Source organism: Thauera sp. WH-1 (assembly GCF_047806685.1).
In the GTDB taxonomy this organism is placed as follows: domain Bacteria; phylum Pseudomonadota; class Gammaproteobacteria; order Burkholderiales; family Rhodocyclaceae; genus Thauera.
This window is the reverse complement of sequence record NZ_JBLQGP010000003.1, coordinates 1-13,609: the sequence shown is the minus strand read 5'-3', so window position 1 is coordinate 13,609 and position 13,609 is coordinate 1. Positions and strand designations below refer to the sequence as shown.

Below are 13,609 nucleotides of genomic sequence, written 5' to 3'. Positions count from 1 at the left end.
GCCCGCCTCAGCCCCACAGCATCAGCCCCCACACCACCGCCGCGTTGATCAGCGCAATCAGCACGGCGGCACTGCCGATGTCCTTGGCGCGCTTGGCGAGCTGGTGACGCTCCAGCGACACGCGGTCGACAGTCGCTTCGATCGCAGAGTTCACCAGCTCGACGATCAGCACCAGCAGCACGCTGCCGATCATCAGCGCGCGGGCGACGGCCGAGTCCGTCAGCCACAGCGCGAGCGGCACGGCCAGCACCGCAAGCCACAGCTCCTGGCGAAACGCATCCTCGTGCCGGTAGGCGGCCTTGAGACCGTCCACGGAGTAATGGAAGGCATTCCAGACACGCCGCAGGCCGGTCTTGCCTTTGAACGGGCTCTCCATGTCGCGCTTTTCATCCTTGCAGATCCAGGGGCGGCGATGATGACATGAAACCAGTTACGGTCCGTGCATGAGCGCGCTGCGGCGTGTTGCAGGGTTTGTCGTCAGCGCGCCCGCGACGGAGCTCTGCGGGACGCTGGACGCCACGCGCGTTCTGCTTTAGCGTTGCGCACCCGCGTGGCCACCGCGTGCCCGCCTCTTCATTACACGGCAGCAGAGTCCCATTCATGACGAGCAGGATCGGGCGATTCGAAATCAGACGCGAGCTCGGGCGCGGCGCGCAGAGCATCGTCTACCTCGCCTGGGATCCACAGCTCGAGCGCGAAGTCGCGGTGAAGACCCTGCACTTCGCGCCCGCCGAGCGGCGCCAGAATGCCGCGCTGCTGAGCGAGGCGCGTTCGGTGAGCCGGCTGCGCCACGCCGGCATCGTGCCGGTGTTCGAAGCCGGCGAGGAAGACGGCGACCTCTACCTCGTGTTCGAGTACGTCCCGGGCGAGAGCTTGGCCGCCCAGATGCGACGCCGCGGCGCGATTCCCGCGGCCGAAGCGGTGCCGATGATGATCGACATCCTCACCGCGCTCGCCCAGGCCCACGCCCAGGGCGTCATCCACCGCGACCTCAAGCCCAGCAACGTGCTGCTGGACGCCGGCGGCAAGCCACGCGTGATGGATTTCGGCATCGCCAGCCGGATGGACGACCCCAAGGCGCGCGAAGGCCTGTCCGGCACGCCCGGCTTCATGGCCCCCGAGTACATCGAGCGGCGCGAGGTCAGCGCGCGCAACGACGTCTATGCCGCCGGCGTGATGCTGGTGGAGATGCTGGCCGGCCGCCGTGTCCATCGCGAGAGCGAGCCGCGCAAGCTCATCGAGCTCGCGCGCACGACCCCGGTCGCCCTGCCCGCCGACGGCGCACCGATCGACGAGCCGCTGGCCGCGATCGCGCTGCGGGCCGCGGCCTTCGATCCGCAAGCGCGCTTTGCCGATGCCGACGAGTTCCGTCGCGCGCTCGAGGCCTGGCTGCAACCCGAGGACACGGAGCTCGCCGAGGCCCCGGACGGCAGACAGGCGGCGCTCGACTTCCTGATCCGACGCATGAAGCACCGCGGCGACTTTCCCGCGCTGTCCGAATCGGTGGTGGCGATCAACCGCATCGCCTCCAGCGAATCGGAGACGATCGGCACCTTGTCGGCGCTGATCCTGCGCGACTTCTCCCTCACCAACAAGCTGTTGCGGCTGGTGAATTCGGCTCACTACCGCCCCGCCGGGGGCGGCCAGATCAGCACGGTCTCGCGCGCGATCGTGGTGCTGGGCTTCGACGCGGTGCGCAACATCGCCATCACCGTGCTGCTGTTCGAGCACCTGCAGAACAAGGCCAATGCGGCCCTGCTGAAGGAAGAGTTCCTGCGCGCCTGCCTGGCCGGCTTGTTCGCGCGCGCACTGGCCACGCGCCTGCGCCTGCGCGACGGCGAGCAGGTCTATATCTGCGCCGTGTTCCACAACCTCGGCCGCCTGCTTAGCCAGTTCTACTTTCCGGAAGAGAGCGAGGACATCCGTCGCCTGATGCAGCAGCAGGGCTGCAAGGAAGAGGTCGCGGCGCAGCGCGTGCTCGGCACCGGCTTCGAGGAGCTCGGCGTCGCCCTGGCGCGCAACTGGGGCTTCCCCGACCTGATCCAGGCCAGCATGCGCCGCATCGAGGACGGACCGGCACGCCGCCCGGTGAATGCCGAAGAGCGCCTGCGCGCCCTGGCGGCCTGCGCCAACGAATACTGCGATGCCGTCGCCCTGCTGAGCCCGGCCGAGCGCGACCGCGCCATGCAGCGCATCATGAGCCGCTTTGCCGATGCGGTGCCGGTGGACGCGCGCGATGCGCGCGAGCTGATGCAGGCCTCGATCGACGAGATCAAGGACTTCGCCCAGATCATCAAGGTCAGCCTGCCGAACACCCGCATCGGCCGTCACCTGCGCCACTTCGTCGATGGCACGCCCGTCGCACCGGGCGCCCTCACCGACACTGGCCTACCGACCGAGGCGCTGCTCGAGCAGATCGAGCCGGTGCAGGCGACCGAGGAAGGCCAGAAGGCGGCCGATGCCCAGGTCGTGCTCAGCCAGGGCATCCAGGACATCAGCAACAGCCTGGTGGAAGACTTCAAGCTCAACGACGTGCTGCGCATCATCCTCGAGACCATGTATCGGGCGATGGGCTTCAAGCGCGTGCTGCTATGCATCCGCGACGCGCGCACGAACGCGATGACCGGCCGCTTCGGTCTCGGCCCAGGCGTGGCCGAACTGGCCAAGCAGGTCCATTTCAGCCTCTCGGCCCACCCCGACAATGTCTTCAACGTAGCCACGGCGAAGGGCGTGGACATCCTGATCACCGACATCGACGACCCCAAGATCGCCCCCCGCGTGCCCGACTGGTATCGCAAGTCGGTGCCCTCGCGCACCTTCGTGCTGCTGCCGCTCACGATCAAGGGTCGCCCGGTGGCGATGATCTACGCCGACAAGGACCGCGCCGGCGAGATCAAGATCAGCGAGCAGGAGCTGGCGCTGCTGCGCACGCTGCGCAACCAGGCGGTGCTGGCGATCAAGCAGGCGGGCTGAGGCGCAGCGGCGGCGCCCCCACCGACTCGCGCGCGCTGCACCTCGCTGCCTACGGCGCCGGGTCGAGGCGCAGCACGCGACCCTCGGTCTCGTCGAGCAGCCACACGTGACCGTCGGGCCCCTGGCGCACGTCGCGGATGCGGCGGCCGAGTTCGGTCAGCATGCGCTCCTCGTGGCGGACCGCGTTGCCATCGAGCTCCAGCCGGGCCACGAGTTGGTACTTGAGCGCACCGACCAGCACGCTTCCCTTCCACTGCGGGAAGACGTCGCCGGTGTAGAAAGTCATGCCGGCCGGCGCGATGGACGGGGTCCATTGCAGCACCGGTGGCTCCACATCGGCACGGCTGCTGCCTTCGCCGATCTTGCGTCCGGTCACATACTCGCGGCCATAGGTGACCTCCGGCCAGCCGTAGTTGAGCCCTGCACGGCTGCGGTTGAGTTCGTCGCCGCCCTGCGGGCCGTGCTCGTGGGTCCACAGCTCGCCAGTTTCGGGATGCAGGGCTGCGCCCTGGATGTTGCGGTGACCGTAGGACCAGATCTCGGGCAGCACGCCGGTGCGGCCGACGAAGGGGTTGTCGGCCGGCACGCTGCCGTCGAGGGTGATGCGCACGACCTTGCCGATGTGGCTGTCGAGCGCCGGCGCCCGGTCGCGCGCGCCGCCACGGTCGCCCAGGGTCACGAACAGCGTGCCGTCGGGGGCGAACACCAGGCGCGAGCCCCAGTGCTGGTTGCCCGACGGGTCCTCGTTCTGGGCAAAGATGCGGCGCACGTCCTGCAGTTCCATGCGCTCGAGGTCGAGGCGCGCGCGCGCTACCGCAGTGCGCCCGCCGCGGCTGGTGGGCTCGGCATAGGAGAACACGATCACGCCATCCTCGGCATAGCTCGGGCTCAGCGCCACATCGAGCAAGCCGCCCTGGCCGCGCGCATGCACCGCCGGCACGCCGGCGATCGGCTCGGACAGGCTGCCGTCGGTGCCGACGACGCGCAGGCGCCCCGGCCGCTCGGTGACGAGCAAGCGACCATCGGGCAGGAAGGCGATCGACCACGGCGTGTCGAGACCGGTGGCAAACTCCGTCACCTTGACGTTGCCGGTCTCGGTGCGCACGACCACGTCGCGGGCGAACACCGTGCCGGCAACGAGCAAGGACGACGCCAGCGCGGCGGCTAGCAACAGGGGGCGGGCAGTGCTGGACAGCTTCGGCATCCTCGAGCTCCTTCGTTTTGCTGATTATGACTGCGCCGTGGGGAACGCCACGCATGGCGTCTTGCCCCATGACATGACAACTCCAACGCGCTTCTAGGACTTCGCATGCCCGCTTCCGTTCGCACGACGCTTCGCTTCCTGTTCGTGTTCCTGTTGCTCGCGGTGTTCTGGCTGGCCCTGCTCCCTGCCCCCGACGTGGTCAAGCTGGTGTCGTGGCAGGACAAGGTCGAGCATGCGGTGCTGTTCGCCCTGCTCGCCCTCTTTGCGCTGGCGGCCTGGCCCGAGCGCCCGCTGACGATCGCGCTCGGGCTACTGCTGTATGGGGCGGCGATGGAGATCGCGCAGTCGATGACCGAGCACCGCTTCGGCGACCCCTGGGACTGGCTGGCGGACGCCGTGGGCCTGCTCGTGCTGCTGCCCGTCATCTTGCGGCGCAGGTGAGGCGACCGGCGTCCCGCCTCGTTCCAGACGAAGCGTGCGAGCCCGATCGGTGGCTTCAGGTCTCGGCGCGCCAGCCCGCGAGCGCATGGCCGAGCAGGGCCGCGATCACGACAGCGCCGCCGACGAGTACCGTGGGTCCGGGCACCTCGTCGAGCACCAGCCACACCCATACCGGTCCGAGCACGACCTCGAGCAGCAGCAGCAAGCCGACCTCGGCGGCGCCGATCCTGCGCGGCCCGAGCTGCACGAGCATGAACCCGAGCGGCAGCAGCACGCCGGCCATCACCGCCAGCACCATGAGCTCGGCGTCCTGCAGCGCAGGCGGCCCGCCAACCACGAACGCAAATGCGGCGGCGAGCAAGGCGCCCGGCATGAGCGCCGGACTCATGTCGATGGTGGGACGGCTTCTCGCCAGGGTGAAGTTGAGCGCCAGCAGCGCGGCACCGGCAAGCGCGAAAAGATTGCCGGCCAGGTTGGCCCCGGGCGAATCGTCGATGACGATCAGCGCAATGCCGACCGCGCTTACGCCGATCGCGACCACGCTGCGCAGTGGCAGGCGCTCACCGAGCCAGGCCCAGCTCGCCAGCCCCGCCACCAGCGGCGACACGCTGTAGATCATCAGGGTACTGGCCGCCCCGGCGAGGCTGATCGCCTGCAGAAAGCAGATCGTGCTGATGCAGTAGGACAACGCACAGCCGACCCCGGCCCAGCCGCAGCGCAGCAGCGCCCGCGGCAGTGCCGCCCGATAGCGCAGCAACAGCACGACACCCATGCCCGCGGCCATCAGCAGGCCGCGCCAGGTGAGTACGTGCAGCGGGTCGGCGGAGATCCAGCGCAGCACGAGCGCATCCGGGGAGAGCATCAGCACCCCCAGGGCGACCATCACCAAGGCACGCTGTCGGTCATTCATCTGGACTCCCTGCACAGAAAGGCCGCCGCGCGCCCGGTGGCGGTAGCGCGTTCGCAACCGCGTCGCCAGCGGCGGCGGGGAACGTGCCGGGCATTCGACGGGCACGGCCGGCGAATGTCTACGGGCTGACGGCGCAAAATGGGCGCCGACCTGCGGCGCCCATTCGTCTTGCGTCCTCGTGCTGCGCGATTACTTGGCCTCGACCGCCTTCTCCGCCTCGGCGATATCGGCCTTCAACTGCTCGAGAATCTGGCCGCTGCGCCCGCCCACCATGCCGACCAGCTTTTCGGCCAGGGGCTCGGCGCGCTGGCGGAAGGCGTCGCGCTCCTCGGGCGTCAGCTTGATGATGCTGAGCTTGGGATTGTCCTTGAGCATCTTCTCGACCGAGGCGGCATTCTTTTCGCGCTGCTTGGCCAGGATGAAGGTCTGCAGTTCGTTGCGCACCTCGCCCAGCATGGTCTTGTGCTCGTCCGACAGGCCGTCCCAGAAGTCGGCGTTGGCAACCACCGTGGTGGTGTATTCGACGTCGCCGACGTGCACCAGGTGGCTGGTGACTTCGTGGAACTTCGCGCTCTCGATGAAGAAGGCCGGGTTGACCTGGGCCTGGATCACGTTCATCTGCAGTCCGCCATACACCTCGCCCCAGGGCAGCGCGACCGGGTTGGCACCATACAGCTTGAACTGCTCGATCAGGATCGGCGAGGTCATCACGCGGAACTTGACGTCACCCAGATCCTCCGGGGTGCGCACCGGCTTCTTGGTGGTCCAGATCATCTCGCCTTCCGGATACACGGTGAACAGCTTCAGCCCCTTGCCGGCGAAGTCCTTGGCCAGATCCTCGTACAAGGCCTTGCTGTTCGACAGCACATCGCCCTTTGCCTTGTCCGACTCGGGCAGCAGGAAGGGCAGGCTCAGCACCTGAACCTCGGGCACGAAGGTCCCGAGGTGGCCGGGAGAGGCATTCGAGAACTGAATCGCACCCGCGGCGGTGAGCTCGGTCAGGTCGTTTTCATTGCCGAGTTGGCCGTAGGTATAGATCGTGACCGTCACCTTTCCCTGGGTGCGTTCCTCGACCAGGCGCTTGAACTCCTCGGCGTACAGGGTCTGGACGTCGCCCGGTGCTTCCTCGACGGCAAACTTCCAGTCGGCTGCGGCGGCGGCAAGGGTGGCGAAGCCGAGCGTGACGCCGACGGCGAGGCGCCGGATGCTGATGCCAATGTTCATGTCTGTCTCCTCTTATGCTGATAATGGTCTGGCCGTTCAAGCCAATGCCTGTACGACTTGGGAGCAGGCTACAGGTTTCGGCGGCGCGCCCGAATTGCACTAGTACAGTTTGCGCTGCTTCGACGTCCCACGGCCGCGCCCTCGCCCGCCATCGCGGCCGCGGCGGCGCCACGAACAGCCCGGGCTGGAGGGCATGCCGGATGGCGCCTTCGGAACGCATGGCAGCGATGCGCCCGCATGAATCGCCCTATATTGTTCTAGTGCATTCGCACCCTCCCCGCCCCTGACTACACTGCAGGCAGACACAAGGACCACAAGAGCGCCGGCAATCGCCAGGCGCCATTCAGGGCCGGAGGAGCACAATCATGAACCAGGAATCACCCCGGACGGGGGTCGTCTCCCGTGTCGCACGACACATCGACCACGGTCTGGCCATACTCGAAAGGCAGCTTCTGGCCTGGGCAATCATCTTGATGGCGGTCAATACGATCGGCAACATCTTCATGCGCCTGGTCTACAACAGCAGCCTGTTCTTCACCGAGGAGCTCAACCAGTTCCTGATCGTGCTGGTGACCTTCGTCGGCGCCAGCGCGGCCGCCCGCCAGGGCCGGCACATCCGCATGTCGGCCCTGACCGACCAGATCCCGCCGACCTACCGCCGCTTCATGTTCGCCTTCATTCAGGTGGTCACCGCGGCGGTGCTCGTCCTGCTCGCCTGGTATGCCTATGAATACATCGCGCGCATTCAGGCCCTCGGCCGGGTCACGCCGGCCCTGCAGTTGCCGGTGTGGATCACCCTGCTGTGGCTGCCCTTCGGCCTCGGCCTGACCGCACTGCAGTTCCTGCTCGCAGCGGTGGCGAACCTCCGGCGTGACGAGGTCTATATCTCGGCCACCGTGCGCGAGCACGACGAACTCGACCTGCCCAGCATCTGAGGAGACCCCCATGGCAACGACAATGCTCCTGATCATGATCGTCCTCATGCTGCTCGGCTTCCCGATGATGGTGCCGATGCTGGTGGCGACCCTGGCCGGCTTCCTGCTCTACCTGCCCAACCTGCGCACCGACATCATCATCCAGCAGATGATCAGCGGCATCAGCCCGGTGGCGCTGATCACCGTGCCGATGTTCATTCTCGCCGCCGACATCGTCACCCGCGGCCGCACGGCGAACCGCCTGCTCGACCTCGCGATGACCTTCTTCGGCCACATCCGGGGTGGCCTGGCGGTCACCGCCGCCCTGTCGTGCACGCTGTTCGGTGCCATCTCCGGCTCCACCCAGGCCACCGTGGTGGCAATCGGCGGCCCGCTGCGCCCGCGCATGCTCAAGCGCGGCTACGACGACAAGTTCACCATCGCGCTCATCATCAATGCCTCGGACATCGCCTTCCTGATCCCGCCCAGCATCGGCATGATCGTGTTCGGCATCGTCGGCAAGGTGTCGATCGCCGAACTCTTCCTCGCCGGCATCGGCCCCGGCCTGCTCATCCTCGTCCTGTTCAGCGCGTACTCGGTGTGGTACGCGTGGCGCAAGGACCTGCCGCTGCATCCGCGCGCGAGCTGGAAGGAGCGCCTGGCGGCGATGCGCAAGGCCTCGCTGGCGACGATGTTCCCGGTGCTGATCGTCGGCGGCCTGTTCACCGGCATGTTCAGTCCGACCGAGGTCGCGGCGATGGCGGTGCTCTATGCCTTCATCCTCGAGGTCTTCATCCATCGCGCGGTCAGCGTGCGCGACCTGCCGGCCATCGCCTACTCGACCGGACTGATCACCGGCATCGTCTTCATCCTCGTCGGCGCCGGCGCGGCCTTCTCGTGGCTGATCTCCTTCGCCCAGATCCCGCAGCAGATCATCGGCGGGCTGGGGCTCGCCGATGCCGGCCCCTACACCATCATCTTCGCGATCTGCGTGGCCTTCTTCATTGGCTGCATGTTCGTCGATTCGATCGTGGTGACCCTGATCCTGACGCCGATCTTCATGCCGCTGGTGCTCGCCGCCGGCATCGACCCGGTGCTGATCGGCACCCTGGTGACGCTGCAGATGGCGATCGGCTCGGCCACACCGCCCTTCGGCTGCGACATCTTCACCGCCTGCGCGGTGTTCCGCAAACCCTACCTGGACGTGATCGCAGGCACGCCGCCGTTCATCATCCTGCTGCTGCTCGCCTCAGTGCTGATGGTGGTTTTCCCGCAGATCGCACTGTTCCTGCCCACGCTGGCCTTCCGCTGACACCCCGAGTGAAAACGACTCCATGCTGATCGACACCGTTCCCCTCGACGCGCTGCCGGCCACCCCGGTGGCGGCGCGCATCGGCCTGCTGGCGCTGGCCACCGACCTCAACAGCGAGGCCGACCTGCGCCGCATGCTGCCAGCCGACGTCGGCCTCTACTGCAACCGCGTACGCCACGAGAACCCGATGAGCCTCGAGGCCCTGCAGCGCGTGGCCGAGGATCTGCCGCGTGCCGGCCGCGACCTGCTGCCCGGCCTGGCGCTTGACGTGCTCGTGTATGGCTGCACCTCGGGCACGATCGCCATGGGCGAGGCGCAAACCCTGCAACTGCTCGGCGAGGTGCGCGCGGCGCGCCACGCGACCACGCCGGTCACCGCCAGCCTGGCCGCGCTGGCGCAGGTCGGCGCGCGCAAGGTGTCGGTGCTGACCCCCTACCGCGCGGGCGTGAACCGCGAGCTCGGCAACTACTACCGCGAGCGCGGCCTGGATGTGCTCAACGTGTCCGGCTTCGACATGGACGACGACTATGCGATGAGCGACATCGCACCGGAGGCGATCGTCGCGGCCGGGATCCGGGCCACCGCCGCCGACGCCGACGCGCTCTTCATCTCGTGCACCGCCTTGCGCGCCAGCGAGGCCGTCGAGCGCATCGAGCGGGCCATCGGCCGGCCGGTGGTCACGAGCAACCAGGCCCTCGTCTGGCATGCACTGCACCTGATGCAGCGGGCCGCACCGACGTACGCCCCCGGCCGCCTCTTCAACGCCACCCGAATCCGCTGAACCGATGCAAGACGAAGTCCGCCTGATCGACCTCCTCCAGGCTCGCGCCCGCCTGCGCGGCCTCATCCGTCACACCCCGCTGGTGCCGTCGCCGAGTCTGTCGCGCCACACCGGCGGCAGCGTGCACCTGAAGCTCGACTGCCTGCAGATCACCGGCAGTTTCAAGCTGCGCGGCGCGCTCAACGCGCTGCTCCAGCTCGACCCACAAGCGCGCGCACGCGGCGTGATCGGCGTATCGACCGGCAACTATGGCCGTGCGCTCGCCCACGCCGCGCATTCGATGGGGGTGCGGGCGGTGATCTGCATGTCGCGCCTGGTGCCCGCGAACAAGGTCGAATCGATTCGCGCCCTCGGCGCCGACGTCCGCATCGTCGGCGACAGCCAGGACGAGGCCGAGCTCGAGGTTGCGCGCCTGGTGCGCGAGCAGGGCCTGATCCAGTTGCCGCCCTTCGACCACCCTGACGTGGTCGCCGGCCAGGGCACGGCGGGCCTCGAGATCCTCGAGGATCTGCCTGCCGTCGATACGGTCCTGGTGCCGCTCTCGGGCGGTGGCCTGCTCGCCGGCATCGCGCTGGCGATGAAGTCGGCCAATCCGGACATCCGCGTCATCGGCGTCAGCATGGAACGCGGCTGTGCCATGCACGCGAGCCTGCGCGCGGGCCGTCCGGTGCAGGTCGAGGAACTGCCCACGCTCGCCGATTCCCTCGGTGGCGGCATCGGCCTTGGCAACCGCTACACCTTCCCGATGGTGCAGCGCCTGGTCGACGACACCGTGCTGGTGAGCGAGGACGAGATCGCCGCCGCCATCCGTCACGCTTACAACGAGGAGCGGGTGATCGTCGAGGGGGCTGGCGCCGTCGGCATCGCCGCCCTGCGCAGCGGCCGCGTCAAAGCCGGCGGCGTGACCGCTGTCGTGCTCAGTGGTCAGAACATCGACATGGCGACACACCGCCGCATCCTCGACGGCGAGTCGGCCTGACGCACTTCCAGAAGCCTGGATTGTCACGGCACAATGCCGGGACAATCCCGACCACTGGAGAAGCGACATGATGGAGAACTGGCGGCAAGCTCTGGAGCAGGCGCGCGTCGGCGAGTCGAAGTACAAGATCCTGGTGCAGGCCATCGTCGCCGACATCGAGCGCGGCACGCTGGCTGACGGTGCCCGTCTGCCGACCCAGCGCGAGGTCAGCCGACGCCTCGAGATCAGCGTGCAGACCGTCACCAACGCCTACAAGGAACTCGAACAGCACGGCCTGATCCGCTGCGAGGTCGGCCGCGGCAGCTTCGTCTCCAAGCCGATGACCGAGAAGGTCGCCACCTACATGCTCGACCGCGCCGAGCGCTCGCTGGTCGATTTCTCGATCGCGCGCATCGTGCATACCACCGAGCACGACCGGGCCTGGAAGCAGACCTGTGCCCAGCTCGCCAGTCAGGACGACCAGCCGTGGATGCGCGACTGCCGCCCGATCGCCGGCTTCGAGTATCACCGCGCGGCCGCCCTCGAGTGGCTGGCCGGGCTGGGCCTGCAGCCATCGCTCGACACCGTGCTGATCACCAACGGCGCCTCGCATGCGCTGTTCATTGCGCTGGCCTCGCTCGTCAGCCCGGGCGACGTCGTCCTGTGCGAGGGCTTCACCGATCACGGCGTGATCGGCTCGGCGCAGGTGCTGGGCTTCACGCTGAAGGGCCTGGACATCGACGAATGCGGCATCCAGCCGGCGCACTTCGAGGACATGTGCTCGAACGAGCGCATCCGCGCGCTGGTGTGCACGCCCAACCTGAACAACCCCACCGTGGCCCTGATGCCGGACTCGCGTCGCCGCGCCATCGCCCGCATCGCCGAACGCTTCGGCGTGCACATCATCGAGGACGACGTCTATGGTCCGCTGCTCAGGGAGCGCCCGCCGCCGATCAGCAGCTATCTGCCCGAACTGAGCTTTCACTGCACCAGCTTCACCAAGTCGGTGATGTGCGGCCTGCGCACCGGCTACCTGACCGTGCCCCGCCGCATGGCCCTGCGCGCCGACAGCATCCTGCGCGTCAACAGCTGGATGGCCACGCCGCTGCTGGCCGAGATCGCCACCCGCTGGATCGGCGACGGCACCGCACAGGCGCTGATCGAGATCCAGCGCAAGCGCATGGAGTTGCGCCAGAACATGGTCCGCGACGCCTTCGGCGAGCTTGTCATCGGCCAGCACCCGAACGCCTTGTCGGCCTGGGTGGGCATCCCCGAACACTGGCTGCTCGATCCGCTGGTGAAGGAATTGCGCGACCGCAATATCGCCGTCACCTCGCCCGACCCCTTCCTGGTGCTGGGCTCGCAGCGCCCCGCGGCAATCCGCCTGTGCCTGGGTGCGGACGTGAGCGATGTGCGGGTGCAGACCGCGCTCAACACCATTGCCGGCGTCTTCAAGCAGTTCCCGCAGATCCACAGTTTCTGATGCGCTTAATGCACTAGGACAAGAGAGAGACGGTTTCAGCACTCTAAACTGGGTTTCAAGGTCAATCGCCGCCGGTACACGGACAGCCGGTGCAACGATCAGACCGACCGGGTCGGCCCCCGCATGCCAAGGCGGGCGTCGCGCCTGATGCGGACGCCACGCCGCCAGACCACCCACGGACGAGTGCACCATGCCCACCATCACCCTGCTCAGCGAGACCGACCTGCGCGCGCTCGTGACGCTGGACACCGAAACGATCGATTGTGTCGAGCGCGCCTTTCGCGCCCTGGCCACCGAAGCGGTGGCGATGCCGCCGGTCCTGCGTCTGGACATTCCCGACAACAACGGCGAGGTGGATGTGAAGACGGCCTACCTGCCGTCCTTCGACAGTTTCGCGATCAAGGTCAGCCCGGGCTTCTTCGATAACCCCAAGCTCGGCCTGCCCAGCCTGAGCGGCATGATGATGCTGCTGTCGGCGCATACCGGCCAGCTCGAGGCGCTGCTGCTCGACAACGGCTATCTGACCAGCATCCGCACCGCCGCTGCCGGTGCCGTCGCCGCGCGCTGGCTGGCCCGCAGCGATGCGCGCCGGGTGGCAATCCTGGGCGCCGGCGAGCAGGCCCGGCTGCAGCTGCAAGCGCTGGCCCTGGTGCGCCCGATCAATCACGCCACGGTGTGGGCGCAGCGGCCCGAGCAGGCGGCACAGCTCGCCGTCGAGATGTCCAGCCGCCTGGGCATCGAGATCGACACCACCTCCGACATCGAGCGTGCCGTTGCCGACGCGGACATCGTCGTCACCACCACGCCGAGCCGCGAGCCGCTGCTCCATGCCCGCCATCTGCGCCCCGGCATGCATGTGACCGCGATGGGCTCGGATGCCGAACACAAGAACGAGATCGCGCCGGACGCGATCGCCGCTGCCCGCTATGTGTGCGACCGCCTCGCCCAGGTGCGGGTGCTCGGCGAGCTGCACCACGCCATTGCTGCCGGCGTCATCGCCGCGGACGCGGTGATGCCCGAGCTCGGCCAGGTCATCGCCGGCCAGATCGAAGGCCGACGCAGCGATGACGAGGTGACGATCTGCGATCTCACCGGCACCGGCGCGCAGGACACCGCCATCGCCCAGCTCGCCTTCGGGCGCGCTGTGGGCAGCGGCCGCGGTACCCGGTTCGAGTCCTGAGCCCCATCCTGCCCGGCCACCCAAGCGAAGCCCCGATCATGACCGCGACCCCCTCCCTGCCCTTTACCCGCGTCGAGTTCGACGCCCGCCTGGCCACGACCCGCGCCGCAATGGCCGCGCGCGGCATCGACGTGCTCATCGTCACCGACCCGACCAACATGTACTGGCTCACCGGCTATGACGGCTGGTCCTTCTACGTCCATCAGTGCGTCATCGTCGGGCCCGAGGG

13 protein-coding genes are annotated in these 13,609 nt (G+C 68.0%); 9 read left to right on the top strand and 4 right to left on the bottom strand.

Annotation, left to right across the window (positions count from 1 at the left end; genetic code table 11):
- Positions 1–7: 7 nt before the first annotated feature.
- Complete coding sequence (locus ACMV5O_RS04415) at positions 8–376, bottom strand: diacylglycerol kinase (protein ID WP_324538260.1); 369 nt, start codon at positions 374–376, stop codon at positions 8–10.
- Between the two features lie 224 nt (positions 377–600).
- Between ACMV5O_RS04415 and ACMV5O_RS04410 the strand changes: the two genes are divergently transcribed.
- On the top strand, positions 601–2,973 hold the full coding sequence (locus tag ACMV5O_RS04410) for a protein kinase domain-containing protein (protein WP_416162352.1): 2,373 nt from the start codon (positions 601–603) through the stop codon (positions 2,971–2,973).
- Between the two features lie 49 nt (positions 2,974–3,022).
- Here ACMV5O_RS04410 and ACMV5O_RS04405 read toward each other — a convergent pair whose 3' ends face one another.
- Positions 3,023–4,147, bottom strand: a complete 1,125-nt coding sequence (locus ACMV5O_RS04405) for a PQQ-dependent sugar dehydrogenase (RefSeq protein ID WP_416162561.1) — start codon at positions 4,145–4,147, stop codon at positions 3,023–3,025.
- Positions 4,148–4,282: 135 nt separating this feature from the next.
- On the opposite strand from ACMV5O_RS04405, the gene ACMV5O_RS04400 reads away from it, so the two are divergent.
- Positions 4,283–4,618, top strand: a complete 336-nt coding sequence (locus ACMV5O_RS04400; RefSeq protein ID WP_416162351.1) for a VanZ family protein — start codon at positions 4,283–4,285, stop codon at positions 4,616–4,618.
- A 55-nt stretch (positions 4,619–4,673) separates the two neighbouring features.
- On the opposite strand, the gene ACMV5O_RS04395 is transcribed toward ACMV5O_RS04400, so the two are convergent.
- Complete coding sequence (locus tag ACMV5O_RS04395; RefSeq protein WP_416162350.1) at positions 4,674–5,528, bottom strand: DMT family transporter; 855 nt, start codon at positions 5,526–5,528, stop codon at positions 4,674–4,676.
- A 189-nt stretch (positions 5,529–5,717) separates the two neighbouring features.
- Positions 5,718–6,752, bottom strand: a complete 1,035-nt coding sequence (gene dctP / locus ACMV5O_RS04390; RefSeq protein WP_416162349.1) for a TRAP transporter substrate-binding protein DctP — start codon at positions 6,750–6,752, stop codon at positions 5,718–5,720.
- A 365-nt stretch (positions 6,753–7,117) separates the two neighbouring features.
- Here dctP and ACMV5O_RS04385 point away from each other — a divergent pair, with 365 nt between their 5' ends.
- From ACMV5O_RS04385 to ACMV5O_RS04355, 7 genes are all read left to right on the top strand, one after another.
- The gene (locus tag ACMV5O_RS04385) at positions 7,118–7,687 is read left to right on the top strand and encodes a TRAP transporter small permease (protein ID WP_416162348.1); all 570 of its coding nucleotides are present in this window, start codon (positions 7,118–7,120) and stop codon (positions 7,685–7,687) included.
- Positions 7,688–7,697: 10 nt separating this feature from the next.
- Positions 7,698–8,978, top strand: coding sequence for a TRAP transporter large permease (locus tag ACMV5O_RS04380; RefSeq protein ID WP_416162347.1), 1,281 nt, complete (start codon positions 7,698–7,700; stop codon positions 8,976–8,978).
- Positions 8,979–9,000: 22 nt separating this feature from the next.
- On the top strand, positions 9,001–9,759 hold the full coding sequence (locus ACMV5O_RS04375) for a hypothetical protein (RefSeq protein WP_416162346.1): 759 nt from the start codon (positions 9,001–9,003) through the stop codon (positions 9,757–9,759).
- Between the two features lie 4 nt (positions 9,760–9,763).
- Positions 9,764–10,738: a hydroxyectoine utilization dehydratase EutB gene (gene eutB / locus ACMV5O_RS04370; protein WP_416162345.1), complete on the top strand. Its 975-nt coding sequence runs from the start codon at positions 9,764–9,766 to the stop codon at positions 10,736–10,738.
- 67 nt (positions 10,739–10,805) lie between these two features.
- Positions 10,806–12,200 carry a PLP-dependent aminotransferase family protein gene (locus tag ACMV5O_RS04365; protein WP_416162344.1) on the top strand — a complete coding sequence of 465 codons (1,395 nt, stop codon included), beginning with the start codon at positions 10,806–10,808 and terminating at the stop codon, positions 12,198–12,200.
- Between the two features lie 190 nt (positions 12,201–12,390).
- Positions 12,391–13,380, top strand: coding sequence for a cyclodeaminase (locus ACMV5O_RS04360; protein WP_416162343.1), 990 nt, complete (start codon positions 12,391–12,393; stop codon positions 13,378–13,380).
- A 38-nt stretch (positions 13,381–13,418) separates the two neighbouring features.
- A partial coding sequence (locus ACMV5O_RS04355; RefSeq protein WP_416162342.1) for an aminopeptidase P family N-terminal domain-containing protein occupies positions 13,419–13,609 on the top strand: 191 nt, incomplete at its 3' end.

What these genes read in the sequence shown, in the direction of transcription:
- eutB (WP_416162345.1), top strand. Translation starts at nt 9,764, where the DNA reads ATGCAAGACGAAGTCCGCCTGATCGACCTCCTCCAGGCTCGCGCCCGC.
- dctP (WP_416162349.1), bottom strand. Translation starts at nt 6,752, where the DNA reads ATGAACATTGGCATCAGCATCCGGCGCCTCGCCGTCGGCGTCACGCTC.
- ACMV5O_RS04375 (WP_416162346.1), top strand. Translation starts at nt 9,001, where the DNA reads ATGCTGATCGACACCGTTCCCCTCGACGCGCTGCCGGCCACCCCGGTG.
- ACMV5O_RS04395 (WP_416162350.1), bottom strand. Translation starts at nt 5,528, where the DNA reads ATGAATGACCGACAGCGTGCCTTGGTGATGGTCGCCCTGGGGGTGCTG.
- ACMV5O_RS04410 (WP_416162352.1), top strand. Translation starts at nt 601, where the DNA reads ATGACGAGCAGGATCGGGCGATTCGAAATCAGACGCGAGCTCGGGCGC.
- ACMV5O_RS04365 (WP_416162344.1), top strand. Translation starts at nt 10,806, where the DNA reads ATGATGGAGAACTGGCGGCAAGCTCTGGAGCAGGCGCGCGTCGGCGAG.
- ACMV5O_RS04360 (WP_416162343.1), top strand. Translation starts at nt 12,391, where the DNA reads ATGCCCACCATCACCCTGCTCAGCGAGACCGACCTGCGCGCGCTCGTG.
- ACMV5O_RS04415 (WP_324538260.1), bottom strand. Translation starts at nt 376, where the DNA reads ATGGAGAGCCCGTTCAAAGGCAAGACCGGCCTGCGGCGTGTCTGGAAT.
- ACMV5O_RS04380 (WP_416162347.1), top strand. Translation starts at nt 7,698, where the DNA reads ATGGCAACGACAATGCTCCTGATCATGATCGTCCTCATGCTGCTCGGC.
- ACMV5O_RS04385 (WP_416162348.1), top strand. Translation starts at nt 7,118, where the DNA reads ATGAACCAGGAATCACCCCGGACGGGGGTCGTCTCCCGTGTCGCACGA.
- ACMV5O_RS04400 (WP_416162351.1), top strand. Translation starts at nt 4,283, where the DNA reads ATGCCCGCTTCCGTTCGCACGACGCTTCGCTTCCTGTTCGTGTTCCTG.